The sequence below is a fragment of the Stenotrophomonas sp. INTA L402-1 genome (assembly GCF_059295135.1).
In genome coordinates this window covers 21672-45944 of the sequence record NZ_JCAFWP010000037.1, presented here as the reverse complement: position 1 = coordinate 45944, position 24273 = coordinate 21672, and the positions used below count along the sequence as shown (strand labels likewise).

Genomic DNA, 24273 nt, shown 5'->3' with positions numbered 1-24273 from the left:
AGATGTGTATAAGAGACAGTCATTAGCCTTCGTGACGTTCCAGTCAGGTTCGACGCGGTAAGCTCTCCCTCGATGAGCTCGCAGCATCGCTCATCGAGTGCAGTACGCAGTAGCAATTTGGAGGAATACATCACATGGCAATCGTTCTTTATGTCGGTGGTAGCAAGGATGGCGAGAAGGGCGTGGTGCCCTACGGCTTCAGCAAATCCCGCGCCGACACCGCGCTGGGGCCGGAGTTCTACACGGAGCGGTTCATGGAACTGCAGGGTGTCGGCAAGGTCCGCCTGATGGCCCTGGAAGGCATGCGTGACGAGATCGTCATGCAGCGCGCCGCCCGCCACTACCGCTGACCTCCGCAACACGCGGCAGGGCGCGCCCACCATCGCGCGCCCGCGCCGGCATCCCAGCTCAGGGCCAGTCCGAGCCCTCTTTTCGCCAGGATGCCGGCGTCCACTCCGGCCTCGCTGCTGAACCTCGCCCCCTGTCAATGCCTTGTCCGGCTCCGTCGTGGATTGCCAGAATGGGGTCTTCCCGTAACGCGGCACAGACCTGAAGCAATGCACGACGCCAAGAACGCCCAGAGCGCGCTCGCCCAGCAGATCGCCCAGACCATCGCCGACGAGATCGGTGCCCAGTCCGCCCAGGTACGTGCCGCCGTCGGCCTGCTCGACGAGGGCGCCAGCGTTCCGTTCATCGCGCGCTACCGCAAGGAAGTGACCGGGGGCCTGGACGACACCCAGCTGCGCAACCTGGAAGTGCGCCTGACTTACCTGCGCGAACTGGAAGACCGGCGCGCGGCGGTGCTGGCCAGCATCGGCGAGCAGGGCAAGCTCAGCGACGACCTGCGCAACGACATCCTGGCCGCCGACACCAAGAGCCGACTGGAAGACCTGTACCTGCCGTACAAGCCCAAGCGCCGTACCCGCGCCCAGATCGCCCGCGAGGCCGGTCTGGAACCGCTGGCTGATGGCCTGCTGGCCGACCCGACGCAGGACCCTCAGGTCTTCGCGGCTTCCTTCGTCGACACCGACAAGGGCGTGGCCGACACCAAGGCTGCGCTGGAAGGTGCACGCGCGATCCTGATGGAGCGCTGGGGCGAAGATGCCGCGCTGGTCGGTGAGTTGCGCACCTGGCTGGGCGAGACCGGCGTGATCCGTGCCCGCGTGGCCGAGGGCAAGGAAACCGAAGGCGCCAAGTATCGTGACTATTTCGAACACGCCGAGGCGCTGGCGAAGATTCCCTCGCACCGCTTGCTGGCGCTGTTCCGTGCGCGCCGCGAGGAAATCCTGTTCCTGGAACTGGACCCGGGCAGCGAGGCCGAGGCCGGCCACCAGTACGCCGAAGGACGCGTGGCGCGCAAGGCCGGCATCGCCGATCAGGGCCGCGCCGCCGACCGCTGGCTGCTGGACGCCTGCCGCCTGACCTGGCGTGCCAAGCTGCACACCCATCTGCTGCTGGACCTGTTCAACCAGGCTCGCGAAAAGGCCGAGGCCGAAGCCATCGCAGTGTTCGGCGACAACCTGAAGGACCTGCTGCTGGCCGCGCCGGCCGGCCCGAAGACCGTACTCGGGCTGGACCCGGGCATCCGCACCGGCTGCAAGATTGCCGTGGTCGATGCCACCGGCAAGCTGGTCGCCACCGAGACCATCTACCCGCACGAGCCGCGCCGGCAGTGGGACCAGTCGCTGCAGACGATCAAGCAGCTGTGCGCCAAGCACAACGTGGAACTGATCGCGATCGGCAACGGCACCGCCAGCCGCGAAACCGACAAGCTGGCCGGCGAAGCGATCAAGGCTGCCGCCAACCCGAAGCTGCAGAAGGTGGTGGTCAGCGAGGCCGGCGCTTCGGTGTACTCGGCGTCCGAGTTCGCGGCCAAGGAATTCCCGGGGCTGGACGTGTCGTTGCGTGGCGCGGTGTCCATCGCGCGCCGCCTGCAGGATCCGCTGGCCGAACTGGTCAAGATCGAACCCAAGGCGATCGGTGTCGGCCAGTACCAGCACGACGTGGACCAGTACCGCCTGGCGCGGGCGCTGGATGCGCGGGTCGAGGACTGCGTGAATGCCGTGGGCGTGTACGTGAACACCGCTTCGGCCGCGCTGCTGTCGCGCGTGTCCGGCCTGTCGTCCACGGTGGCCGAGAACATCGTGCGCCATCGTGACGACAATGGCCCGTTCAAGCGTCGCAAGGACCTGCTGAAGGTCGCGCGCCTGGGCGAGAAGACCTTCGAGCAGTGCGCCGGCTTCCTGCGTATCGCCGATGGTGACCAGCCGCTGGACGCCTCGGCGGTGCACCCCGAAGCCTACCCGGTGGTCGAGCGCATCGTGGCCAGCACCGCGCGCCCGATCAAGGCGCTGATCGGTGATGGCAGCTTCCTGCGCGGCCTGAAGGCAGAACAGTTCACCGACGACACCTTCGGCGTGCCGACCGTGCGCGACATCCTGAAGGAACTGGAAAAGCCGGGCCGTGACCCGCGTCCGGAGTTCAAGGCGGCGCGCTTCGCCGAGGGCGTCGAGGACATCAAGGACCTGCGCGAGGGCATGGTGCTGGAAGGTGTGGTCAGCAACGTGGCCGCCTTCGGCGCCTTCGTCGATATCGGCGTGCACCAGGATGGCCTGATCCACATCTCGGCGCTCTCCGATACCTTCGTGAAGGACCCGCGCGACGTCGTCAAGGCCGGCGATATCGTCAAGGTCAAGGTGCTGGAGGTGGACGTGGCGCGCAAGCGCATCGCCCTGACCCGGCGCCTGGACGACACCCCCGGGCAGGCCACCAGCCGCCCGGGCCAGCGTGATGACCGCGGCCAGGGGCAGGGGCCGCGCCGCGACGCAGGCGGCCAGAACCGCGGGCCAAACCGGGGCCAGGGCAATGGCGGCCGTCCCGCTCAGTCCGCGCCCCCGGCCAACAACGCCCTGGCGGAGGCCTTCGCCCGCGCCAAGCGCAGTTGAGGACCGTGTCCCCCGTCACGCTTGATTCGTGGCGGGGGACTTGTCGATTTTCCCCGTGATTGCGCACACTTGCGCCTGAGGGGGGCGTTTGGCCTCCCCGCTGTCGCTGGGGAGGGCCATGACGCCAGCAGGACCCGTTGTCTTCGTTGAGGGCTGCAGCGTTGTGCTGCGGCTGCTGCCCGCCTGTGCGGGCCGGGGACCGGATTGATGGCGGGCCAGGGAAACAACGGCAACGGGCTGCTCGAGCGGCGCCTGCAGGAACTGGCAGAGGAGCGCCGGCGCCTGGCCATGATCATCGACGGCACCGCTGCCGGTACCTGGGAATGGAACGTGCAGACCGGCGAAATGCGGGTCAATGCGCGCTGGGCGGAGATTGTCGGCTATCGCCTGGAAGAGCTGGAGCCGGTGTGCCAGAAAACGTTCCTGAAGCTGGTCCACCCCGACGACATCGTCCTGTCCGACGCGGCACTCGAGGATCACTTCGAAGGCCTCAGCGACAACTATGTCTGCCTGCTGCGCATGCGCCACAAGAATGGCCAGTGGATATGGATCCACGACCGTGGCCGCGTGTTCGAATGGGACGGGCAGGGACGACCGCTGTGGATGGCCGGTGCGCACGCCGACGTGACCGAGCTGCAGCAGGCGCGGCAGGATGCGGCCGAGAGCCGGCAGCGATTGCAGGCCGTGGTCGACGCGTCCGATGAGGTGGCGGTGATCGCGACCGATACCGAAGGCACCATCACCCTGTTCAATACCGGCGCGGAACGCCTGCTGGGTTTCAGCGCGGAAGAAGTGGTCGGCCAGCGGCGACTGGGTGATTTCCACGATCCGGACGAGCTGGCGGCCTGGCTGCGTCCGCTGGCGGCTGCGGGCGGAAGCCTGCCGGGCGCGTTTGAAGCACTCAGCGCCCGCGCCGATGAGCAGACCTATTCACGGCAGTGGACACTGCGGCGCAAGGATGGCCAGCCACGCCAGGTGCGCTTGTCGATCAGCCGCATGGATGGTGCCGGCGGCGCGCGGATCGGCTATGTCGGCATGTCCATCGACATCACCGAGATCCTGCAGGCGCGCGCCGAAGCACGCCTGTCGGCAGAGAAATTCGCCGGTGCGTTCACGTCGGCGGCGCTGGGCATGGCGCTGGTGTCGCTGGAAGGACGCTGGCTGGACGTCAATGACGCACTGTGCCGGATCCTGGGCTACCCCCGCGAAGAACTGCTGCAGGTTGATTTCCAGCGCCTGACCCACCCCGATGACCTGCAGACCGACCTGGCCCTGGTGCAGGATCTGCTGGCCGGGCGGCGCAGCCACTACCACCTGGAAAAGCGCTATCTCGATCGCGACGGCAAGGTGATCTGGGCGCGGCTGTCGGTGTCGCTGGTGCGCACCGAGCACGGTGAACCGCTGCATTTCGTGTCGCAGATCCAGGACATCAGCGCCCAGCGCAGCAGCGAGCAGCGCCTGTTCGAGAGCGAGCAGCGCAGCCGTATCACGCTTGATGCGGTTGCCGACCTGGTGCTCAGTGTCAGCCTGGATGGCCGTATCGATTACGCCAATGCCGCCGCAGTACGCACCCTGGCGGGTGATGGCGCGCTGTCGCTGGCCGGGCACAAGGTGCAGGACGTGCTGGCACTGACCACCGAATATGCGCCCGGCTCGGTACTGGATGTGTCGGTCCTGCTGGATCCGGAAAGCAATGCGGTGGACCTGCACGCCGATCTTCTGCTGCGCCTGGGCACGGCCACGATCCCGGTCGACCTGACCCGTGCCTGGCTGCGCGATGATGAAGGTCATGTACGCGGTGCAGTGTGGGTACTGCGTGATGACACCCAGCAGCGCGCGCGCCAGCGCGAAGCGCGCCATCTGGCCGAGATCGATCCGCTCACCGAGCTGAGCAACCGTCGCGGTTTCGAGGTGCATCTGCAGCAGGCGATCACCCGCGTCGAGCGAACTGGCCAGGCCGCGTCGTTGATGTACATCGACCTGGACCGCTTCAAGCCGGTCAACGACACCTGGGGCCATCTGGCTGGCGATGCCGTGCTGTGGGCGGTGGCCAGCGTGCTGCGCCACGGTGTGCGCGATTCGGACGTAGTGGCGCGTCTGGGCGGCGACGAATTCGCAGTGATCCTGTCCGGCTGCACGCCGCGTCGTGCCGCGCGCATCGGCGGTGAACTGCTGCATACCCTGGCGTCGCTGTCGATTCCGTGGGACCGGGACCGCCTGCATGTGGGTGCCAGCATCGGTATCGCGCCATTGGCGGGTGGGATGAGCGTGGACCAGGCCGTGGCAGCGGCTGATGCCCAGTGTTACCGGGCCAAGGCAATGGGTCGCAACAACGTACAGGTGCAGGGCGAGGCCAGTGAGCTGCCCGGCGATGATTCCGAAGCCGCCGAGGGCTGATCTCAGCCTGTGAGAGGGCGTGCGCGAATACTGCGCGCACATCCACTCATGCAGGTGATCCCATGAAGGTCTGGAACCCGGTTGCGATGCGGGCCTACGCCCCGGCGATGGTTGGCTGGTGCCTCGCGCTGGCCGCCTGCCTGCGTGCGGAACAGCTGCGAGGCGACCTTCACGCACAGGCCCTGCTGCCGGTACTGCAGGGCGGCGCGGTCGCCCTGCTGGTGTTCACGCTGTCCTGTATCGGTGCCGCCAGCATCGTGCTGTGGCGGACGGGCAGGAACGCGGTGGAGTGATGCGGTGGATGGTCACCGCATCCTCCACGTCATGTTGCGTCAGCGCAGTACTTCATCCGAACTGACCAGCTGCACGTCGTGCATCAGATCGAGGTAAGCCTCGTAGTAGCCCTTGTGCGAGGCACCGACGATGGTCAGCATGCGGGTGCCTGGATGCTGGCCCAGGATGTCGCGCATGTTGGCGACCATGCGCAGGTTGCGGGTTTCCCAGTAGCCCACGTAGTTGCGGCCGAAGCCTTCCGGCGAGGGCTCGACGAGGGTCGCGCCGAAATCGCTGTTGAAGGCCACCATCGCGGCCTCGGGCGTGTTGTAGGCGCGATACATTGCGAGCAATCCATCCGGTTGAGCAAGATTGGCCTCCAGTCGTTCATCGGCCGCCCTGCGCGCTTTGACGAAGGAATTGTCCCAGGCACCGCGTATGGCGGCAGCGTAGGCCTTCTGCTGCGATTCCGGTGTTGGCGAATCTGCAGTGTGGTCGTCGACCGACCACAGGCGCTCCAGCCCCAGGCGTGCCGCAAGTACGCCGGCCACCAGTCCGGCCTCGTTGCGGCGGGCCATGCGCGTGTCGAGGAACTGCACCAGCTCCGGTGTCAGGCTGTCCGAAGCACGTCGCTCTTCCCTGGACAGCCGCAGCCATTGGACGACTGCCGAGCTGCTTTCGCCCGCGGCCAGGAACACGGCGGCCAATCGGCGCCGCTGGGCAGCGGTTGGCGCCTTCGGCCAATCCGCAAGCAGGCGTTCCATCTCCACGTTGGCGCTGGGCACGTCCAGGCCGGTGGCGGCCTGCGCCGGTGCCGGATCGACGCAGTAGTCCGCTACGCTCTCCGCGTATCGGGCCGGATTGCGGCGCATGAAGTCACACTGCAGGCCGGACAGGTTCTCCACCGCGATCGCGGTGGGCCGCCAGGCTTCCAGGCGCTGCAGCAGAGGTTCCAGCATCGCCGGCGTGAAGGTCTCCGGCAGGCTGGACAGGTGCGGGCTGCCCAGCACCAGCACTTCGTTCGGGCGTCCTGCGGGTGGTCCCTTCAGCTGGTCGGGGTGGAAGGCGGGTCGATAGGCGGCGTCGTTGGCCAGCGCGCTGCTGCTGCACAGGGCCAGGAAGAGAAGGCTGGCAAAGCGAGGGAACATGCGATCTCCATGTCGATAAGCATCCTGCGGGACCTTCATGCTGGTCATTTTCTCCTGCTGGGGAATCCCGCATTGGTCATGTAAACCTTTCTGCCTTGAGCTGCATCCTTCTGCTGAGCGATGCTGTACGCAATGCCCAGGCGATGCAGAAGATGACATTGGACGACTGGACCATCGACAGTCCGCGGCTGCACCTCCGGCCATTCACGCCCGGTGACGCCGACGAGGCATTTGTGGCAATCACACCCGGGCTGACCCGCTATATGGCGTTTGAGCCGCCACCCTCGAAGGAGGCGTTTGCTGCCGTCTGGCGGACGTGGCTGCTTACCATCGCCGACGGGACCGACATCACGTTGGTGATCCGCAGGCGCGGGGATGGGGTATTCCTTGGCCTGGCAGGCCTGCATCGAGCCCGTGAAGCAGAACCCGAACTGGGCATCTGGATCGCAGAAGTGATGCATGGGCACGGCTATGGCCGCGAGGCAGTGGCGGCGGTGTGGTCGGTGGCCTCCGGGCGCCTGCGCTGTGCTGCGTTCCGCTACCCGGTGGCGGAACGGAACCGGTCCAGCCGTGCACTGGCTGAGTCCCTCGGTGGGCAGGCTGTGGCACGTGAGCAGGGCGTGAAGTACACGGCAATCGTCTACCGCATTCCGGCTGCAATGCACGGAGTTGCGACGGACGTCGCGGAATTCCGCTAAAGCGGCCGACGGCGTCGCCGATACTCCCTCTGGATCCCGCTCCAGTCACCCGCCGCAGGACCCCAGGCTGCCCCCGACGGATGGTCCGCGCAGTGTGTTCCGCCGTTTCCAGATGCCGATCGCACCCGCAGCAGACGTTCTTGGCAGTCGCTCGAGAGGTGCCCGTTGGCACCTGTAGTCCCTGGCAACTGATGTTGCCGCCGGGCATCCCGCCCGTCGGGTCACAACCGCTTACCGGACACCGAGGATCAGACAATGCTCATTCCAGGCTTCACGGCAGGCGCGCAGGCGCCGGCCGAGCTGCATACCCGTTGGTCGCCGTGGCGTGCGCTGCTTGGCGTGCTGGCGCCGCAGCAACGCACCAGCACAGAGGCGGCGATGACCGACCGCACCGAGCTGGAAGCGCAGGTGGCCGCGCTGCATCGCGTGCAGGCCGTCATCGAGTTCGCGCTCGACGGCACCATCCTGCGGGCCAATGACAATTTCCTGCAGGCGATGGGTTACCGGCTGGAGGAGATCCAGGGCAAGCATCACTCCCTGTTCGTCGACCCCGAGCAGGCGCGCAGCGCGGAATACCGCGACTTCTGGGTACGCCTGGGGCGTGGCGAATATGACGCCGGACAGTACCGCCGCTTCGGCAAAGGTCAGCGCGAGATCTGGATCCAGGCTTCGTACAACCCGGTGCTGGACCGCCAGGGGCGGCCGTACAAGGTGGTCAAGTTCGCGACCGACATCACCGCGCAGAAGCTGCAGGCGGCCGACTCGGCGGGGCAACTGGCCGCGATGGCCAAATCGCAGGCGGTGATCGAGTTCAGCATGGATGGCCGAATCCTGTCGGCCAATGACAATTTCCTGGCCGCTACCGGCTACAGCCTGGACGAAGTGCGCGGGCAGCACCATTCATTGTTTGTCGAGCCTGAGCATCGCAGCAGCGTCGAGTATCGCCAGTTCTGGGAGAAGCTCGGGCGCGGCGAATATGACGCCGGCCAGTATCGGCGCCTGGGCAAGGGCGGGCGCGAGGTCTGGATCCAGGCATCCTACAACCCGATCCTGGACCTCAATGGCAGGCCATTCAAGGTCGTCAAGTACGCCACCGACATCACCGCGCAGGTGCACGAGAACCAGGCCATGCAGCGCGCCGTGGCGCAGACCCGCGAGGTGGTGGCTGCCGCCAAGCAGGGCGATCTGACCCAGCGCGTGGCCACCGCCGACAAGAACGGGTCGATCGCAGAACTGTGCGAAGGCGTGAATTCGCTGGTCGAGGCGATGGCCGCGATCATCGGCCAGATCAAGTTCGCCGCGGACACCATCGCAGTCGGCGCGACCGAAATCGCACAGGGCAACAGCGACCTCTCGCAGCGTACCGAGCAGCAGGCGGCCTCGCTGGAGGAAACCGCTGTGTCGATGAAGGGCCTGGCCGAGACCGTGCAGCGCACGGCCACCAACGCGCGCCAGGCCAGCCAGCTGGCCGGCGGAGCGGCCGACGTCGCCGCTCGAGGCGGCAATGTGGTGCATGAAGTGGTCGAGACGATGGCGGTGATCAATGCCTCGTCGCGGCGCATCGTCGACATCATCGGAGTGATCGACGGCATCGCCTTCCAGACCAACATTCTCGCGCTGAACGCAGCGGTGGAGGCTGCGCGTGCCGGTGAACATGGCCGCGGCTTTGCCGTGGTCGCCACTGAGATCCGCGAGCTGTCGCAGCGTTCGGCCAGCGCAGCCAAGGAGATCAAGCACCTGATCGATGAGTCGGTTGCCAATGTGGGCGCCGGCACGGCGCAGGTTGAGAGCGCGGGCCGTACCATGGATGAAATCGTGACCAACGTGCGCCGGGTCAGTGACCTGATGACTGAAATCAGCACGGCCTCGCAGCAGCAGAGCGACGATATCCAGCAGATGAATCATGCGGTCGACCTGATCGATCAGGGCACCCAGCAGAACGCGGCCCTGGTCGAGGAGGCGTCGGCGGCGGCGCGCAGCATGGAAGAGCAGTCGGCGCAGCTGCTGCAGACCGTGGCCAGTTTCCGCGTGCAGGGCGGGGCCGGGCACCGGCACGGAACAGCGGGGCTGCACGCGGTCTAGGCGCGGCGACCGGACGGGTCTTCTTTGCTATCGGTGTCGCCGCGTACGCAGTTGCGTCCGGCATGTTTGGCGCGATACAGGGCCTGGTCGGCGCGTTCGACCAGGTCGCGCGGATCGCGGTCTTCGCCGGGTGCCTGCCAGGCCACGCCGATGCTGATGGTGATGGTGGCCTCGGGGGCGGGCAGGGCTGCGGCTTCGACCGAAGCGCGCAGCCGTTCGCCCAGGCCCAGTGCGTGGGCGGCATCGGGCGAGGGCAGGGCGGCGATGAACTCTTCGCCGCCATAGCGCGCCAGCAGATCGTCACCTCGTTGCAGGCAGCCATCAAGAATGGCGGCGACCGACTGCAGGCGACGATCACCCTCCGGATGGCCATAGGTGTCATTGAGCCGTTTGAAGTGGTCGATGTCTATCATCAGTACCGCCAGCCCGAGTCCCTGGCGGCGTGCGCGGCCACGGGCATTGCCAAGAGATTCGTCGAAGCTGCGGCGGTTGCCCAGCCCAGTCAGCGGATCGCGCCGCGCCAGCGTTTCCAGCTCATCGCGCTGGCGCTGGATCTCCACCTGGCTCAGCACGCTGCGCAGGGCATAACCGAGCATGGCACCAATGAAGCCCACCGTGGCCAGGGTGGGCTGCAGGCGCGCGACCAGCAGCGCCACCATCATCAGCAGCAAGGGCAGCATCAACGGCACGCCGGCGTCGACGATGCGGCGCAGGCTGCGCGATACCTCCACCGCCGGATAGCGGCGCTTGCTGGCGGCCATGACGGCCAGCACCACGAATAGTCCGCTGATCAGCAGGTCCCCCCAGTTGCCGTCAGGCAGCTGCGGCTGGTAGGTGTTGATGTAGAACGCCAGCAGGAAATAGCCCAGCGCGTAGATCGCAAGTGTCCGGAAGAAATCGCGGCGGTCGGGATTGTCCTCGGCCAGGAAGCGGATCAGCGCGAAGCAGAACACCAGGCTGTTCTGTAGGTTGCTCATGGCGTTCAGGCACTGCGTCCACAATGCGGCGTTGAAATGCGCCATCGCCCGCGTGTGCCCGAAGTACAGCAGCCACAGCAGCGCGATGATCAGCAGGTCCACCGCGCGGATGCAGCGGTTGCCGCCGCCCGGGCTGGCGGCCACGTAGGTCAGGGGGATGCGGTAGAACACGTACAGGATCAGCGAAGACACGGTCATCTGCGCAGGATCGAGGCCGGCCACATTGCGGTACAGCAGGGCGAGCAGGGCCAGCGAGAACAGGCCCACGGCAGCGCCCAGCGTCCGCCATTTGCAGGCCGCCTGGCGGCTGTCACGCGCACGCCGCACGCAGGCCAGTGCAGCCAGCAACGGCGCAGTGATCAGCATCAGGTAGGAGCCGACCGGGTCCTGCGGGCCAACAAAGGCAATGACGAGCGCGTGCGTGACCAGAAAAAACAGTGCCGCACGCAACGTCATGCATTCCCCCGCCCCCAGCTCCGGCTGGGATCACGATAGGCAGAAGCACGTGTGGCTTGCAAGAAAAGTGTGCGCTGCGTCTATTCCAAAGCTTGCCGGAAGTCGCAGTTGTGTTTCAGCATGGTGACGCGGAGCCTTCGACGCGGGCGTACATCCAGAAGTCACGGGGCTGTCCTCGAACCCGCCGGTAAGCGCGCAGCAGGCCTTCGCGCTGCATGCCGATGCCTTCCAGCACAGCGATCGAGCGGGCGTTGCTGTCCAGGACAGTCGCCTGGATTCGGACCAGAGCGAGTGCGGCATGGCCCCATTCGAGCACCGCGCGTGCTGCGTGCGTGGCCAGTCCCTGACCCTGCCAGCGCGGATCGAGATCATAGGCAAGTTCGCCGCGGCCATGCGACAGGTCGATTCCGTTCAGGCCAACGGTGCCGATCAGCTGGCTGTCGGCGCCCACCAGCGCCCAGCGCTGGTCCGTTGCCGTGGGCAGGTAACCGGCGATCTGGCAGCGCAGTGCTCTTTCGGAAACGTCGCCCCAGCTGGTGTGCTCGGTCACGCCCGGCAGCGAGAGATAGCCGGCCCAGGCGGCAGCATCATCCACGTGCAGTGGACGCAGACGTGCGGGCAGGGTGGCGGGGAGCGTGGGCAGGGCGGGCGTTGGCATCGTCGCCAGTGTCGGCGCTCCGGTCCTGAAAATGCAAAAGGCCAGGTCGGGGACCTGGCCTTTGATGCAGTGGTGCCGGTGAAAGGACTCGAACCTTCATGGGGTCACCCCCGGCTGATTTTGAGTCAGCTGCGTATACCATTCCGCCACACCGGCAGGCAGCGTGCGAGTGTAACCGAGGTCGGCACGGCTTTCATAGTGGGGAGGCCGATCGGGGCGCGTCCTGTCGGCTTCGGCCCTGTCATGGCTATACTGCGGCGGCTTGAATGCCTCCAGGAGCGGTAGCCGATGACAGTGTTGCAGGACCTGAGGGTGCTGGTGGTCGAGAACGACGAGATGAGTGCCGCACTGCTGCAGATGCAGCTGGTGCATGCCGGTGCGACGGTGGTGGGGCTGGCCGCGAGCGTGGCTGAAGCGCTGCGCCTGCTGCAGGCGTCGACCCCGGACGTGGCCCTGCTCGATTACCGCCTGGCCCGCAATGAGACCAGCGAGCCGGTGGCTGCGGCACTGTCGGCGCGCGGGGTGCCGTTCGTGCTGGCCACCGGGATGCAGGCCGAGCAGCTGCCCGAGCCGATGCTGGCCGGCGTGCTGCTGGTCAAGCCCTATCTCTCGGCAGATCTGAGCCAGGCGCTGGTACGCGCAGTGGGCCGCGCCAGCGCCAGCGCTTGATTGGCGCGTGCTGAAGCGGTGGGCGTATCCTGCCCGGGCCTGAATGCTCAGGCCTACAAGGAGAGTGGCATGAAGAAGTGGATCAAGCGCATGGTTGCTGCGGGTGTCCTTTCGATGGCGGTCTTCGGTGGTACGGCCTCTGCCGCGTGGTGTGGCCAGCCCTGTTTCCAGCTCTACAAGAGCTGCATCGCGCGGGGTGGAGAGGTCGAACAATGCCTGCAGGAACAGGCCTTCTGCGAAGAGGCGATGTGCGGCGGCAATCCCTGATCCATGAACCCCGCCCAGGCGGGGTTTTTCATCTGTGCGCGGTGTTCAGCCCGCTTCTTCGTATACGTAGTGGATCTCCTCGTGGTCGTCGAGGATGCGGTACTGCCGCGCCAGGTCATCCGGATCGGGATTGAGCCAGGCATCGAGGTGTTCCTTGCGGATGGGAACGACGCCGCGGTCATGGCCCGCAGCGGCGACGTCGTGCGGAGGCGTGTCGGTGATCGTGGCAAATGACAGGAGGCGACCTTCCGGTCCTTCCCATTCCGCCCACAGGCAGGCCAGCAGCAGGTCGCGCGGGGGATCGGGCCGGAACTCCAGCACCACGTCCTGATCCTTCTCATCGGCACCCAGCGTACGGCCGGCGATGGCATGGCGTGGCACGTGCTCATAGAACGCCTGCACCACCACCACGCCGTGGCGCAGCCCGAACGCACCGCGCCAATAGCCTTCCAGGCTGTCGCGCCGCGCGTTGTAGGTGCCCGGATATAGCACGTCGTTGCGCGCAGGCTTGTCCGGCAGCCGGCACTGGTAGCGCATCGGCTTGATCACGCGTTTGCCGCCCTCGCTGACCATCACCGGTGCGTAGGTACCGGGGAAAATACGGTTGTCGCGCGGCAGCAGCTGCACCCGGTGCAGATCTTCCAGCCGAGCCTGCGCACGATCGATGCGGTTGCCGGCCACGCGCAGGTCGTTGCGTGCCTTCTGGGTGGGGCGGGTCGCCAGCGTGGCATTGGCAATATCGCGTCGCTCGCGCTGGCGGGCCAGCTCCGCTTCCAGATCCTGGCGTTCCTGCGCATGCCACTGCTGGATTTTCGCGACGATGTCGCGGCCCTGCTCGGTGCGCGCGCCGGCGAAGCCGTCATCCATCGCCTTGGGAGTTCTGGGGCGCTTCTTGCCAGGATCGTGCGCGTACAGCTCCGCGAATTCTTCCAGCGACAGGATGGCGCCGAACTCGCGCACCAGCTTGGCGTAGTCGGCGCGGATGAGGGCGGAATAGCACATGGGAACTCTGCGGGCGTGGGTCGCAGCAGATGCGACATGGATGAGGCAGGATAGCCCGACCTACAGGGAGATAGCGCATGAATGATTCCGTCGCCTGCCAGTTCCGCGACGCCGTGCCCACGGTCGAAGACTATTGCCAGTTGCGTGTGCTGGCGGGCCTCAGTGCCAAGAGCCAGGAGGCGGCGGCACGCGCGCTGCCCAATACCCTGTATGGCGTGTGTGCCTACCAGGGTAACGAGCTGGTGGCGATGGGGCGCATCGTCGGCGATGGGGGCTGCCACCTGCAGGTCTGCGATATCGCTGTGTTGCCGCGCCTGCAGGGTCAGGGCCTGGGCAAGGAAGTGATGCGTCGCCTGGAGGGCTGGATGCAGGCGAACCTGCCGCCGTCGGCATACGTCAGCCTTCTGGCAGATGGTGAAGCGCACCGGCTGTACGCGCAGTTTGGTTTCGCACCCACCGCACCTGCATCGATCGGGATGTATCGCCGGTTCTGAGGTGTGGCCGAGTTGAAGCCATCCACGCATGGCGTGGATCTACTGGGCCAACCGGCCGCCGGATCCATCCCGGCCCTGCAGTAGATCCACGCCATGCGTGGATAGGGCCTTCCCAGGAATCACAGGCAAAGAAAAACCCCGGCCGAAGCCGGGGTTTTAAAGAATTGGCGTCCCCACGGGGATTCGAACCCCGGTCGCCACCGTGAAAGGGTGATGTCCTAGGCCTCTAGACGATGGGGACGCACGAAAACTTCAAATTGTAGATCCTTCGACGGCCTAATGTCGAAGTGGTGGAGCCAAGCGGGATCGAACCGCTGACCTCCTGCATGCCATGCAGGCGCTCTCCCAGCTGAGCTATGGCCCCAATGAAACTCCGGATGATCTGCCGGGAGCAGAGTCCGTTTTGAAACTGGCGTCCCCACGGGGATTCGAACCCCGGTCGCCACCGTGAAAGGGTGATGTCCTAGGCCTCTAGACGATGGGGACGCACGAAAAACTTCAAGTTGTAGAACTTTCGACGGCCTAATGTCGAAAGTGGTGGAGCCAAGCGGGATCGAACCGCTGACCTCCTGCATGCCATGCAGGCGCTCTCCCAGCTGAGCTATGGCCCCGTGTTACCGAGCCGCCTATCATACCTGCGTGTTCACGTTTGTGGAAGCCTTTTTTGAGCTTTTTTCGTTCCGGTTCAACCGCGACCATGAGGGCAGGGGAACCGCAACGCCACAACCTGAATGCCGGTAGGCGGTGAACAAAAAAGACCCGGTTATCGGCCGGGTCCTCGTTGTTCGTGATGAGTGGCGTCCCCACGGGGATTCGAACCCCGGTCGCCACCGTGAAAGGGTGATGTCCTAGGCCTCTAGACGATGGGGACGCAATTCTCATCAATGTTCTTTAGCGACCTTTCGACGGCCTAATGCCGAAAGATTGGTGGAGCCAAGCGGGATCGAACCGCTGACCTCCTGCATGCCATGCAGGCGCTCTCCCAGCTGAGCTATGGCCCCACGTCGCTGAGGAGCGAAATAATAGCCTTGCCCCAGGGGGTTGGCAAGCATTTGTTGCACTTTTCTTCACGTGCGTTGCGAAGCCGATGTCAGTCGCCTTTCGCCTGTGCAGCATCATCGGTCAGTGCCGCCAGGATCGGGCACTGGTCCAGCGCGCCGTGACCCGGGCAGGCGTCGACCAGCAGCGAAAGTGCAGTGTGCATGCGTTGCAGCTCCGCCATCCGCTGTGCGATGTCCTGCAGGCGCGCCTGCGCGGTGTCGCGCACGCTGCCCATGTCCTGCGAGTGGCGATCGCTCAATGCGAGCAGCTCGCCGATCTCTTCCAGGCTGAAGCCCAGCGCCTTGGCGCGGCGGATGAATCGCAGCCGGCGCAGGTCCTGCTCGCCGAAGATGCGGTAGCCACCCGCCGAGCGGGCAGCGGTCGGCAGCAGCTGCTGTCGTTCGTAGTAGCGCACCGTATCGATCGGTACGCCCGCCTGGCGGGCCAGTTGTCCAATGTTCATGGCGGATTCCTGCAGGGGCTGCCGACCATTGTGAAGCCTGGAGTAAGGTCGAGAGTCAAGGCTTGGCCCGGGTGCGCGCATTCAGCGCACTTTGCAACTTTCTTCATAGCCCCGCCGATGGACCAGTTCCTACCCTTCGCCTGAACCGGCCGTTCGATGGCCTGCAACGAACCGAGGAGGTGGTCTGTGGAAGGATTCAGGAACGAAGGATTCGTCGAGATCGCGGTGGTTGAATACCCGGGAGGTGATCCGTCTGCCGCCTCCGTACTGGCCGAAATGGCGCACGTTGCCAATCGCCTTGCCCAGCAGCAGCGTCGGCCGTTCAAGCGGGTGCTGGTCACCCGCTGGATCGTGCCGGCCAGCCAGACCGGGGTGCATCGTATTGCGGGTGCGGAAATGCTCGATGCGGCCATCCCGGCTGTGATCGCGGTTCCCGGCCAGATCAGTGCCGGCGCGTGCCTGCGCGCGGACGAGGTCCTGCTGGACTGGCTGCGCGCGCACTATGACGGCGGCAGTCTGCTGGCCGCCGCCAGTGATGGCGTCAGCGTGCTGGCACGCGCCGGGTTGCTGGCCGGGCGTACGGTCAGTGGCCCCGATCTCGGGCGCCATCCAGGCCTGCAGGCGCAGGCCGCGAGCTGGGTGCCGAGTGAGCGGGCGCTGGTGGATGACGGTGACCTGCTGACGGTCGGCGGGGCCCAGGCCTGGCGCTTCCTTGGCCTGCGATTGTTGTACCGGCTGCACGGGCAGGGCGTGGCCAGTGCGGTCGCACAGCAACTGGGCATCACCGTGCCCGCCACGATCCAGCAGGACCTGGAGCGCTTCAGCGCCAACTTCGCACATGGCGATCGTGATGTGCTGAAGGCACAGCGCTGGCTGCACACCACGGCGGCACGCGGCGCCACCCTTGCCGCGATCTGCGAGGTCTCCGGGCTGGAGCCGCGCACACTGCAGCGGCGGTTCCTCAAGGCCACCGGCCTGCGGCCGATCGAATACTGCCAACGGCTGCGCATCGCCAAGGCGCAGACCCTGCTGCAGCAGGGGGCGGGTATCGATGAGGTGGCGTGGGGTGTCGGCTACGCTGATCAGAGTGCTTTCCGCCGGTTGTTCCTGCGCATCGTTGGCATGACGCCGGCCAACTATCGGCGTCACGTCAGCAGCAAGCGTCGCGAGCGGCCCTTGATGCCGTCGGTGGCAGGCAGCCTGCGCGGGCTGCAATCGCCGTCGGTGATGCAACTGGGGCGCAGCGCGGCCTGATGTCGGCGGCATCGTCGCGCTTGCAACCGGAGCGCGACACTTCGACCATGCAGTCAGTGGACGATTGAACAGGTGGTCTGATGTCGAGCGTTGGGCCGGTGCCGATGCCGGTGGTGTTGATTCTCGTGTGCGTAGTGATTGCCATGGCCGTGGCGCGTCTGTGGCCACGCAGGAAGGACCGCATGCCGCTGCCTTCTGCACCCAGCATGGTTCTGGACATGCTGCTGGTGGGCCTGCTGTGTGGTCGCATCAGCTTCGTGGCCTTGAACTTCGCGCTGTATCGCGAGGCACCGTGGAGCATTCTGCAGATTGCCGATGGTGGCTACCACCTGGTGGTTGTCCTGGTTGCGGGATCAGCATGGGGGCTGTGGCGGGTGCGCCCATGGCGGACGTTGCGCGCCCCGGTGCTGGGCGCGGCGTTGGCGGGTGCGCTGCTATGGGCGGGCGGCAGTCAACTGCTGTCCGCATGGCAGGAGCGGCAGATGCCCTTGCCGATATTGCAGGTTGCTGATCTGCAGGGTGGCAGGGTTGATCTGCAGCAGTTCCGGGGAAAACCGCTGGTGCTGAATCTCTGGGCGACCTGGTGCGGGCCCTGCCGGCGCGAGATGCCGGTCCTGGCTGCGGCGCAGCAGGCGCATGCGGACGTGCAGTTCGTGTTCCTCAACCAGGGTGAAACCCTTGAGGAAGTCCAGGGTTTCGTTGCGCGCGAACGGCTCCTGCTGCACAACGTTTTGCTCGATGATGACGCTGCGGCATCCACGGTGCTGGGCGTGCAGGCCTATCCCTCGACCCTGTTCTTCGACGCCCAAGGGCGCCTGCGTGAACTGCACCTCGGCGAACTGACGGCAGCCGGTCTTGAACACAAACTGCGCCGGCTGCGGTAGCCTGCGCGGGCATCTCACTACGGAGTTCCCATGTTGTCGACTTCCCTGCGCACCGCCCCTGCGGTGCTGTTGCTGCCGGTCCTGCTGGCATTGGCCGCCTGCAGCCAGGCACAGACGCCACCGGGCAAGACCGCCGCGGCACCGGCAGCGAGCGCCACAGCCACGGCCAACAAGGGCGATCGCCCTGCGGTGCTGAAGGGCATCGAGAAGCATGGTTTCGAGGTCGTCGCAGAATTCGATGCCCCTGGTGGCCTGCGGGGCTTCGCCGGCGTGGTCGGCGGCCAGCAGCCGGCAGCGGCCTATGTCACTGCTGACGGCAAGAACGTACTGGTCGGCAGCCTGTTCGATGCGGAGGGCAACGATGTAGCCGCTGAGGCCGTTGAAAAGCTGGTGGCTTCGCCGATGTCGGCCAAGATGTGGACCAAGCTGGAAGCCAGCGCCTGGGTGCGTGATGGCAAGGCCGATGCGCCGCGCGTGGTCTATACCTTCAGCGATGCCAACTGCCCGTACTGCCACAAGTTCTGGGAAGCGGCACGGCCGTGGGTCGATGCCGGCAAGGTGCAGCTGCGTCACATCATGGTCGGCGTGATCCGCGAGGACAGCCCGGCCAAGGCCGCGGCGATCCTTGCCGCGCGTGACCCGAGCGCAGCGCTGCTGCAGAACGAGCACGATTTTGATCGCGGTGGCATCAAGGCGCTGCCGAACATCAGCCGCGAGATCGCTGGCAAGCTCGACGCCAATCAGGTGCTGATGATCGAGATGGGCTTCCAGGGCACACCGGGCATCCTGTTCCAGGACGCACAGGGCCAGGTGCAGCGTCGTGCGGGTCTGCCGCAGGGTGCCGATCTGCAGACGGTGCTTGGCCCGCGCTGAGTGGCGCCAGCCCCATGAAACATTGCGCAGGCCCGCATGGCAGCATGCGGGCCTGTCGCATTCCATGGCGGGCATTGCGGTTGCGGGCCCGCGCAACAGTGGTTCATCGTCACGTCTGAATCGTGACTGACATCAAGCATCCCGCCTTGATTCCAATCAAGGCCAAAAACGACAGGCGGATTAGCCTGTGACGCATGGAATACAGCGTCAATGCGCGATGGATGCCGCGCTCGCCACGCCCTGATCAGGGTCGGCTGGCACAGCCATTCACGACACTCTCACTCCGTGCTTGTTACCCAGACCGCTGCGGTCGCCACCTCTCTGGCAGCGCGGCCTTGATGGCGTCGACATCGGTGCGGGCAGGACAGTGTCATCGTCCTGTTGCCTGCCATGCGCAGGCTGGCCGGTGTCGTCGACGCAGTATCCGCATTTCCAGCAACGGCAGCACGAGGCCGGAGTGGCGCATGCGTGCGTCCTGTCTGCGTGCTGCGAACAGGGGTCGTCCAGGGAGGATGCAATGCGCGTGGCGGTACTGAGCCTGGCCTGTGTGACAGCACTGGCGATCACGCCGGCGTATGCACAGGTGGATGACAAGGAGGACGCGCAGGCGCTGCGTCGTGAGATTGCGGCCATGCGGCAGGCGCTGGAGGGCATGCAGCAGCGTTTGGACCGCCTTGAGCAGCGCGACGCAACCGTTGCGCCTGCTACAGCACAGGCACCCGCCGCCGTGGTCGCGCCTGCCAGCACTGCCAACCTGCTGCACCCCACCCAGGTACCGGGCGTGGCACAGCCGGTGCTGCCGCAGCGCGAATCGGTGGCCGATCCGTCCACCGCCGCGTCGCGACCGGACAGTGCGGCCGGCCCGACCGATCCGGATCTGAAGGGCTTCTTCGCCATTCCGGGTACTGACACGGTGATCCGTATCGGCGGCTACGCCAAGCTGGATGCCATCGCCGATTCGCGTGCAGCGGGGGATGAGGATCAGTTCATTCCCTCGTCGATGCCGGTCGGTGGCAGTCATCGTGATGTCTCGAACTTCAACATCCATGCCAAGCAGACCCGCTTCAGTTTCGAGGCGCGACGTCCGACCACGCACGGCAACCTGCGCTTCTACCTGGAGAACGACTTCTTCGGCAGTAGTGACGGCTACGAATTCCGGCTGCGCCATGCCTATGGCCAGCTCGGCAATACCTATGCCGGTTACGGCTACTCCAGCTTCATGGATCCGGACAGCCTGCCCGATACATTGGACTTCGCAGGTCCCGGCGGTGCCGGCTACCTGCTGGTGGCAGGCATCCACCACAGCTTTGCGATGGGCAAGGGCAACACCCTGACCGTCGCCGCCGAAGATCCGAAGACCGAACTGGCCGGCGCCAGCGATGAGCGAGCGGCAGTGAACCGCCTGCCCGACGTGACGGTGACCGCGCGCATGGAGCGCGACTGGGGCCACCTGCAACTGGGCGCGGTGGTACGCAGCCTGGCCTATGACGGTGACGATGAGCGCGACCGGCGCATGGCCGGTGGCCTGCAGCTGAGCGGATCGGCATCGGTAGGCGAGCGCGACCTGCTGCTGTTCGGTGCCCTCGGCGGGCGCGGTCTCAGTCGCTACACCGCCGACCTGACCGGCTCCGGACTGGACGCGGTGGTCAATGCCGATGACCGCCTTGATGCCCTGGACCTGCACGGTGGGTTCGTTGGCTACACCCATTACTGGTCCGAGCCGTGGCGTTCGAACCTGATCTTCGGCCAGCTGACCCTGGAGCGGAATGCCGCACTGGCGGCCGATGCATTCCGGCAGAGCCGCTACGGCGTGTTCAACCTGATCTGGAGCCCGGCACCGTCGTGGACGATGGGCATGGAGCTGCTGTACGGCCGCCTGGAACAGCAGAGCGGCGCGCGCGGCGACACGGTCCGGGTGCAGGGCAGCCTGCAATACAACTTCATCAAATAGGCGCCAGCGGTCGTACGCCAGCGTAACCGTCCCCACGCCCGGTTGTACCGGGCTCATGCCAGTACAGGAGATTGTCATGGCAGAAGCAAAGAAAATCGGGGTGGTCGGAGCCACCTTCCTCGTCGCCGGCAACATGATGGGCTCAGGGGTGTTCCTGCTGCCTTCCAGCCTGGCCAAGATCGGCACCGCCTCGATCTGGGGCTGGCTGATCACCACCGCCGGTGCGCTGCTGCTGGCCTTCGTGTTCGCCAAGCTGGGCAAGCTGGCACCCAAGGCGGGCGGCCCCTATGCCTACGCGCGTGACTGGTTCGGGCCGTACATGGGCTTCCAGACCAATACCATCTACTGGTTCGCCAACTGGATCGGCAACGTCGCCATCCCGATCGCGGCGGTGGGCTACTTCAGTTACTTCTTCCCGATCCTGTCCGAGCCACTGGTGCGCTGCATCGCGGTGCTGATCCTCGTATGGGCATTGAGTTTCGCCAACATGATCGGCCCGGCCTTCGTCAGCCGCGTGCAGACGGTCACCACCAGCTTCGCGCTGGTACCGATCCTGGGCATCGCCATCTTCGGCTGGTTCTTCTTCGACGCCGACATCTTCAAGGGCGCCTACAACGTGTCCGGCGAGTCGAACTTCGGCGCGATCTCCAGTGCCGCGGCACTGACTCTGTGGGCCTTCATCGGCGTCGAATCCGCTTCGGTCACCGCCGGCGTGGTGGAGAACCCGGAAAAGAACGTGGCCCGCGCCACCCTGGCCGGCGTGTTCCTGGCCGCCATCGCCTACATCGCAAGCTCCTCGGTGATCATGGGCATGGTGCCCAATGGCGAGCTGCAGACCTCTGATGCCCCGTTCGCACTGGCTGCCGCCAAGGCCGTCGGTGGCTGGGGCGGTGCGCTGGTGAGCCTGTGCGCCTTCATCGGCGCTGCCGGTTCGCTGGGCGGCTGGATCCTGCTGACCGCACAGAGTGCCAAGGCGGCCTCCGATGATGGCCTGTTCCCGAGCATCTTCAGCAAGACCAACAAGGACGACGTGCCGGTCAAGGGCGTGCTGATCGTGGCGGTGCTGATGACCCTGGCGGTGCTGGTCACCTCCACCTCGGAAACCGCATCGGCCCAGTTCGACGTGATCACGTCGGCGGCGGTGGTGCTGACCCTGCTGCCCTACATCTACTCGTGCGTGGCCTGCTACTTCGTGGTCGAGCGTTCGCACACCCTGGTCCACACCGGTGCGTTCTGGACCCTGACCAGCCTGACCGTCGTGTACTGCCTGTGGGCGATCTACGGCTCGTCGGGAACCATCGTGCAGTACGCCTTCCTGTTCGTGCTGTTCATCACCGTGTTCTATCCCTTCTTCAGCGAGGAGCGCCGCCAGCAGCGGCAGCGCGCCCGCGAGGCCTCGGCGATCAGCGCCGGCGCCCAGCGTTCCTGAGTTAGACAAGGAGAATCAACGTGTACTTCAAGTCCCTGGACTATCCGGTCATTGTCATCGACAACGACTACGAGTCGCCGCGCATCGGCGGCATCCTGATCCGCGCCCTGGTGGAGGAGCTGCGCAGCAACGACCAGCGCGTGCTGTGCGGCCTGAACCTGGATGATGCCCGCGCCGGTGCCCGCACCTACGTGGCAGCCTCCGCGGTGCTGATCTCGATCGATGGCAGCGAGGAAGTGGATGGCGAGTTCCAGCGCCTCACCGCCTTCCTGCGCGAGCAGAGCGCGCGCCGCGCCAACCTGCCGGTGTTCCTGTACGGCGAGCGCCGCACCATCGAGAAAGTGCCGAGCAAGCTGCTCAAGTACATCCACGGCTTCATCTTCCTGTTTGAAGATACCAAGAGCTTCATCTCGCGGCAGGTGATGCGCGCGGCCGAAGACTACATGAAGAACCTGCTGCCGCCGTTCTTCAAGGCACTGATCCACCATGCGGCCGAGTCGAACTACTCCTGGCACACGCCCGGCCATGCCGGCGGCGTGGCGTTCACCAAGTCGCCGGTCGGGCGCGCGTTCCATCAGTTCTACGGCGAGAACACCCTGCGCAGCGATCTGTCGATCTCGGTGCCGGAACTGGGCTCGCTGCTCGACCACACTGGTCCGATCAAGGACGCCGAGAACGAGGCCGCACGCAATTTCGGTGCCGACCATACCTTCTTCGTCACCAACGGCACCTCCACCGCCAACAAGATCGTCTGGCACGGTACGGTGGCGCGCGGCGACGTGGTGTTCGTCGACCGCAACTGCCACAAGTCGCTGCTGCACGCGCTGATCATGACCGGTGCGGTGCCGGTGTACTTCACCCCCAGCCGCAACGCGCACGGCATCATCGGCCCGATCAGCCTGGACCAGTTCACGCCGGAGTCGCTGCAGCAGCGCATCGCTGCCAACCCGCTGGCCAGCCAGGCCTACAAGGCCGGCTCCAAGCCGCGCATCGCGGTGGTCACCAACTCGACCTACGACGGCCTGTGCTACAACGCCGAGAAGATCGCCGACGAGATCGGCAGCGCGGTCGACTTCCTGCATTTCGACGAAGCGTGGTACGCCTATGCTGCGTTCCATCCGTTCTACGAGAACCATTACGGCATGGCCAAGGGCAAGCCGCGTGAGCAGGATGCGATCATCTTCACCACGCATTCCACCCACAAGCTGCTGGCGGCGTTCTCGCAGGCGTCGATGATCCACGTGCGCAACTCGGCGCAACGCAACCTGGATGCCGAGCGCTTCAACGAGTCGTTCATGATGCACACCTCGACCAGCCCGCACTACGGGGTGATCGCGGCCTGTGATGTGGCGTCGAAGATGATGGAAGGCGATGCCGGCCGCTCGCTCGTACAGGAAATGCATGACGAAGCCATCGCCTTCCGCCGCGCGATGCTGCACGTGCGCGACGACCTCGGTCGCGACGACTGGTGGTTCAGCGTGTGGCAGCCGACCCAGGTCGAGCGCAGTCTGGACAAGGGCGATACGCCGGCGCCGCTGGTGGCCAAGCGCGAGGAGTGGTACCTGCAGCCGGATGCGCACTGGCATGGCTTCGAGAACCTGGTCGACGACTATGTGCTGATCGACCCGATCAAGGTGACCCTGCTGACTCCGGGCCTGGCGATGGACGGCAGCATGGGCAAGCTGGGCATCCCGGCGGCGGTGCTGAGCAAGTTCCTGTGGGGCCGCGGCATCACCGTGGAGAAGACCAACCTGTACTCGGTGCTGTTCCTGTTCTCGATGGGCATCACCAAGGGCAAGTGGAGCACCCTGGTCACCGAGCTGATGGCGTTCAAGGAACTCTACGACCGCAACGCACCGCTGAGCCAGGCACTGCCGACGCTGGCCGCCGACTATCCGAATGCCTACGCCGGTTGGGGTCTGCGTGACCTGTGCGATGCGCTGCATGCGTTCAACCAGGAATTTGCCGTGGCCAAGGTGATGCGTGAGATGTACGTGGACCTGCCGACGCCGGTGATGACCCCGGCCGATGCCTACAACCACCTGGTCAAGGGCGAGATCGAGCGGGTCGACATCGAGCAGATCAGTGGCCGCATTGCGGCGACCATGCTGGTGCCGTACCCGCCGGGCATCCCGACCATCATGCCGGGTGAGCGTTTCGGTGACAGCGACGAGCCGATCATCCAGTCGCTGCGCATCGCCCGCGAGCAGAATGCGCGTTTCCCGGGCTTCGAGTCGGACGTGCACGGGCTCATCATCGAGCAGGAGGGTGATGCGGTGTCGTACAAGGTGGAGGTGCTGAAGGCCTGACCG

The 24273-nt window shown here is 65.7% G+C and carries 20 protein-coding genes and 7 tRNA genes; 15 read left to right on the top strand and 12 right to left on the bottom strand.

From position 1 onward, the window contains the following. Positions 1-134: 134 nt before the first annotated feature. The 4 genes from AC5O77_RS18060 (at position 135) to AC5O77_RS18045 (ending at position 5635) form a co-directional block, all read left to right on the top strand. Complete coding sequence (locus tag AC5O77_RS18060; RefSeq protein WP_005410085.1) at positions 135-350, top strand: hypothetical protein; 216 nt, start codon at positions 135-137, stop codon at positions 348-350. A gap of 207 nt (positions 351-557) precedes the next feature. Next, positions 558-2945: a Tex family protein gene (locus tag AC5O77_RS18055; RefSeq protein WP_180845173.1), complete on the top strand. Its 2388-nt coding sequence runs from the start codon at positions 558-560 to the stop codon at positions 2943-2945. A 207-nt stretch (positions 2946-3152) separates the two neighbouring features. After that, complete coding sequence (locus AC5O77_RS18050) at positions 3153-5342, top strand: PAS domain S-box protein (protein ID WP_478056825.1); 2190 nt, start codon at positions 3153-3155, stop codon at positions 5340-5342. Positions 5343-5404: 62 nt separating this feature from the next. Further along, complete coding sequence (locus AC5O77_RS18045) at positions 5405-5635, top strand: hypothetical protein (protein ID WP_049400551.1); 231 nt, start codon at positions 5405-5407, stop codon at positions 5633-5635. A gap of 39 nt (positions 5636-5674) precedes the next feature. On the opposite strand, the gene AC5O77_RS18040 is transcribed toward AC5O77_RS18045, so the two are convergent. After that, positions 5675-6763 carry a DUF5694 domain-containing protein gene (locus AC5O77_RS18040; RefSeq protein WP_121503560.1) on the bottom strand — a complete coding sequence of 363 codons (1089 nt, stop codon included), beginning with the start codon at positions 6761-6763 and terminating at the stop codon, positions 5675-5677. Positions 6764-6858: 95 nt separating this feature from the next. On the opposite strand from AC5O77_RS18040, the gene AC5O77_RS18035 reads away from it, so the two are divergent. Both AC5O77_RS18035 and AC5O77_RS18030 read left to right on the top strand, forming a co-directional pair. Next, entirely contained in the window at positions 6859-7461 is a 603-nt protein-coding gene (locus tag AC5O77_RS18035) for a GNAT family N-acetyltransferase (protein ID WP_478056824.1), read from the top strand. Between the two features lie 255 nt (positions 7462-7716). Further along, positions 7717-9543, top strand: a complete 1827-nt coding sequence (locus AC5O77_RS18030) for a methyl-accepting chemotaxis protein (RefSeq protein ID WP_478056823.1) — start codon at positions 7717-7719, stop codon at positions 9541-9543. Here AC5O77_RS18030 and AC5O77_RS18025 read toward each other — a convergent pair. From AC5O77_RS18025 to AC5O77_RS18015, 3 genes are all read right to left on the bottom strand, one after another. Continuing rightward, positions 9540-10976, bottom strand: coding sequence for a GGDEF domain-containing protein (locus AC5O77_RS18025; RefSeq protein ID WP_317218543.1), 1437 nt, complete (start codon positions 10974-10976; stop codon positions 9540-9542). The genes AC5O77_RS18030 and AC5O77_RS18025 overlap by 4 nt on opposite strands. A 115-nt stretch (positions 10977-11091) precedes the next feature. Next, positions 11092-11634, bottom strand: a complete 543-nt coding sequence (locus tag AC5O77_RS18020) for a GNAT family N-acetyltransferase (RefSeq protein ID WP_494507030.1) — start codon at positions 11632-11634, stop codon at positions 11092-11094. Positions 11635-11704: 70 nt separating this feature from the next. After that, positions 11705-11790, bottom strand: a tRNA-Leu gene (locus tag AC5O77_RS18015). Between the two features lie 132 nt (positions 11791-11922). Between AC5O77_RS18015 and AC5O77_RS18010 the strand changes: the two genes are divergently transcribed. Both AC5O77_RS18010 and AC5O77_RS18005 read left to right on the top strand, forming a co-directional pair. Next, complete coding sequence (locus AC5O77_RS18010) at positions 11923-12303, top strand: response regulator (RefSeq protein ID WP_032129385.1); 381 nt, start codon at positions 11923-11925, stop codon at positions 12301-12303. Positions 12304-12372: 69 nt separating this feature from the next. Continuing rightward, positions 12373-12570, top strand: coding sequence for a hypothetical protein (locus AC5O77_RS18005; protein ID WP_010484956.1), 198 nt, complete (start codon positions 12373-12375; stop codon positions 12568-12570). 45 nt (positions 12571-12615) lie between these two features. On the opposite strand, the gene AC5O77_RS18000 is transcribed toward AC5O77_RS18005, so the two are convergent. After that, complete coding sequence (locus AC5O77_RS18000) at positions 12616-13572, bottom strand: SOS response-associated peptidase family protein (protein WP_478056767.1); 957 nt, start codon at positions 13570-13572, stop codon at positions 12616-12618. Positions 13573-13649: 77 nt separating this feature from the next. On the opposite strand from AC5O77_RS18000, the gene AC5O77_RS17995 reads away from it, so the two are divergent. After that, complete coding sequence (locus tag AC5O77_RS17995; RefSeq protein WP_010484960.1) at positions 13650-14066, top strand: GNAT family N-acetyltransferase; 417 nt, start codon at positions 13650-13652, stop codon at positions 14064-14066. Between the two features lie 165 nt (positions 14067-14231). Here AC5O77_RS17995 and AC5O77_RS17990 read toward each other — a convergent pair. The 7 genes from AC5O77_RS17990 to AC5O77_RS17960 form a co-directional block, all read right to left on the bottom strand. Then, positions 14232-14307: transfer RNA gene (locus AC5O77_RS17990), tRNA-Glu, on the bottom strand. A 47-nt stretch (positions 14308-14354) separates the two neighbouring features. Continuing rightward, positions 14355-14430: transfer RNA gene (locus tag AC5O77_RS17985), tRNA-Ala, on the bottom strand. 46 nt (positions 14431-14476) lie between these two features. Beyond that, positions 14477-14552: transfer RNA gene (locus tag AC5O77_RS17980), tRNA-Glu, on the bottom strand. Positions 14553-14601: 49 nt separating this feature from the next. Continuing rightward, positions 14602-14677, bottom strand: a tRNA-Ala gene (locus tag AC5O77_RS17975). Positions 14678-14861: 184 nt separating this feature from the next. Beyond that, positions 14862-14937, bottom strand: a tRNA-Glu gene (locus AC5O77_RS17970). Between the two features lie 54 nt (positions 14938-14991). Beyond that, positions 14992-15067, bottom strand: a tRNA-Ala gene (locus tag AC5O77_RS17965). An 89-nt stretch (positions 15068-15156) separates the two neighbouring features. Continuing rightward, complete coding sequence (locus tag AC5O77_RS17960; protein WP_032129382.1) at positions 15157-15570, bottom strand: heavy metal-responsive transcriptional regulator; 414 nt, start codon at positions 15568-15570, stop codon at positions 15157-15159. A gap of 186 nt (positions 15571-15756) precedes the next feature. Between AC5O77_RS17960 and AC5O77_RS17955 the strand changes: the two genes are divergently transcribed. The 6 genes from AC5O77_RS17955 (at position 15757) to AC5O77_RS17930 (ending at position 24270) form a co-directional block, all read left to right on the top strand. Continuing rightward, on the top strand, positions 15757-16824 hold the full coding sequence (locus tag AC5O77_RS17955; protein WP_032129381.1) for a GlxA family transcriptional regulator: 1068 nt from the start codon (positions 15757-15759) through the stop codon (positions 16822-16824). 80 nt (positions 16825-16904) lie between these two features. Beyond that, entirely contained in the window at positions 16905-17708 is an 804-nt protein-coding gene (locus AC5O77_RS17950; protein WP_478056766.1) for a TlpA family protein disulfide reductase, read from the top strand. A gap of 30 nt (positions 17709-17738) precedes the next feature. Then, entirely contained in the window at positions 17739-18581 is an 843-nt protein-coding gene (gene dsbG / locus AC5O77_RS17945; RefSeq protein ID WP_032129379.1) for a thiol:disulfide interchange protein DsbG, read from the top strand. 517 nt (positions 18582-19098) lie between these two features. Continuing rightward, positions 19099-20532 (top strand): DcaP family trimeric outer membrane transporter, encoded by a 1434-nt coding sequence (locus AC5O77_RS17940; protein ID WP_478056765.1) that lies wholly within the window; start codon positions 19099-19101, stop codon positions 20530-20532. A 76-nt stretch (positions 20533-20608) separates the two neighbouring features. Then, positions 20609-21961: an arginine/agmatine antiporter gene (adiC, locus tag AC5O77_RS17935; RefSeq protein ID WP_012511406.1), complete on the top strand. Its 1353-nt coding sequence runs from the start codon at positions 20609-20611 to the stop codon at positions 21959-21961. Positions 21962-21981: 20 nt separating this feature from the next. After that, positions 21982-24270, top strand: a complete 2289-nt coding sequence (locus AC5O77_RS17930; protein ID WP_006373744.1) for an Orn/Lys/Arg family decarboxylase — start codon at positions 21982-21984, stop codon at positions 24268-24270. The last annotated feature ends 3 nt before the right edge of the window (positions 24271-24273 follow it).

Bases quoted from the DNA above. Each gene is read 5' to 3' on its own strand.
- AC5O77_RS18030 (WP_478056823.1), top strand. From the start codon at position 7,717: ATGCTCATTCCAGGCTTCACGGCAGGCGCGCAGGCGCCGGCCGAGCTG.
- AC5O77_RS18050 (WP_478056825.1), top strand. From the start codon at position 3,153: ATGGCGGGCCAGGGAAACAACGGCAACGGGCTGCTCGAGCGGCGCCTG.
- AC5O77_RS17950 (WP_478056766.1), top strand. From the start codon at position 16,905: ATGTCGAGCGTTGGGCCGGTGCCGATGCCGGTGGTGTTGATTCTCGTG.
- AC5O77_RS18060 (WP_005410085.1), top strand. From the start codon at position 135: ATGGCAATCGTTCTTTATGTCGGTGGTAGCAAGGATGGCGAGAAGGGC.
- AC5O77_RS18020 (WP_494507030.1), bottom strand. From the start codon at position 11,634: ATGCCAACGCCCGCCCTGCCCACGCTCCCCGCCACCCTGCCCGCACGT.
- AC5O77_RS18000 (WP_478056767.1), bottom strand. From the start codon at position 13,572: ATGTGCTATTCCGCCCTCATCCGCGCCGACTACGCCAAGCTGGTGCGC.
- adiC (WP_012511406.1), top strand. From the start codon at position 20,609: ATGGCAGAAGCAAAGAAAATCGGGGTGGTCGGAGCCACCTTCCTCGTC.
- dsbG (WP_032129379.1), top strand. From the start codon at position 17,739: ATGTTGTCGACTTCCCTGCGCACCGCCCCTGCGGTGCTGTTGCTGCCG.
- AC5O77_RS18005 (WP_010484956.1), top strand. From the start codon at position 12,373: ATGAAGAAGTGGATCAAGCGCATGGTTGCTGCGGGTGTCCTTTCGATG.
- AC5O77_RS17995 (WP_010484960.1), top strand. From the start codon at position 13,650: ATGAATGATTCCGTCGCCTGCCAGTTCCGCGACGCCGTGCCCACGGTC.
- AC5O77_RS17940 (WP_478056765.1), top strand. From the start codon at position 19,099: ATGCGCGTGGCGGTACTGAGCCTGGCCTGTGTGACAGCACTGGCGATC.
- AC5O77_RS18025 (WP_317218543.1), bottom strand. From the start codon at position 10,976: ATGACGTTGCGTGCGGCACTGTTTTTTCTGGTCACGCACGCGCTCGTC.
- AC5O77_RS18045 (WP_049400551.1), top strand. From the start codon at position 5,405: ATGAAGGTCTGGAACCCGGTTGCGATGCGGGCCTACGCCCCGGCGATG.
- AC5O77_RS17960 (WP_032129382.1), bottom strand. From the start codon at position 15,570: ATGAACATTGGACAACTGGCCCGCCAGGCGGGCGTACCGATCGATACG.
- AC5O77_RS18040 (WP_121503560.1), bottom strand. From the start codon at position 6,763: ATGTTCCCTCGCTTTGCCAGCCTTCTCTTCCTGGCCCTGTGCAGCAGC.
- AC5O77_RS18055 (WP_180845173.1), top strand. From the start codon at position 558: ATGCACGACGCCAAGAACGCCCAGAGCGCGCTCGCCCAGCAGATCGCC.
- AC5O77_RS18010 (WP_032129385.1), top strand. From the start codon at position 11,923: ATGACAGTGTTGCAGGACCTGAGGGTGCTGGTGGTCGAGAACGACGAG.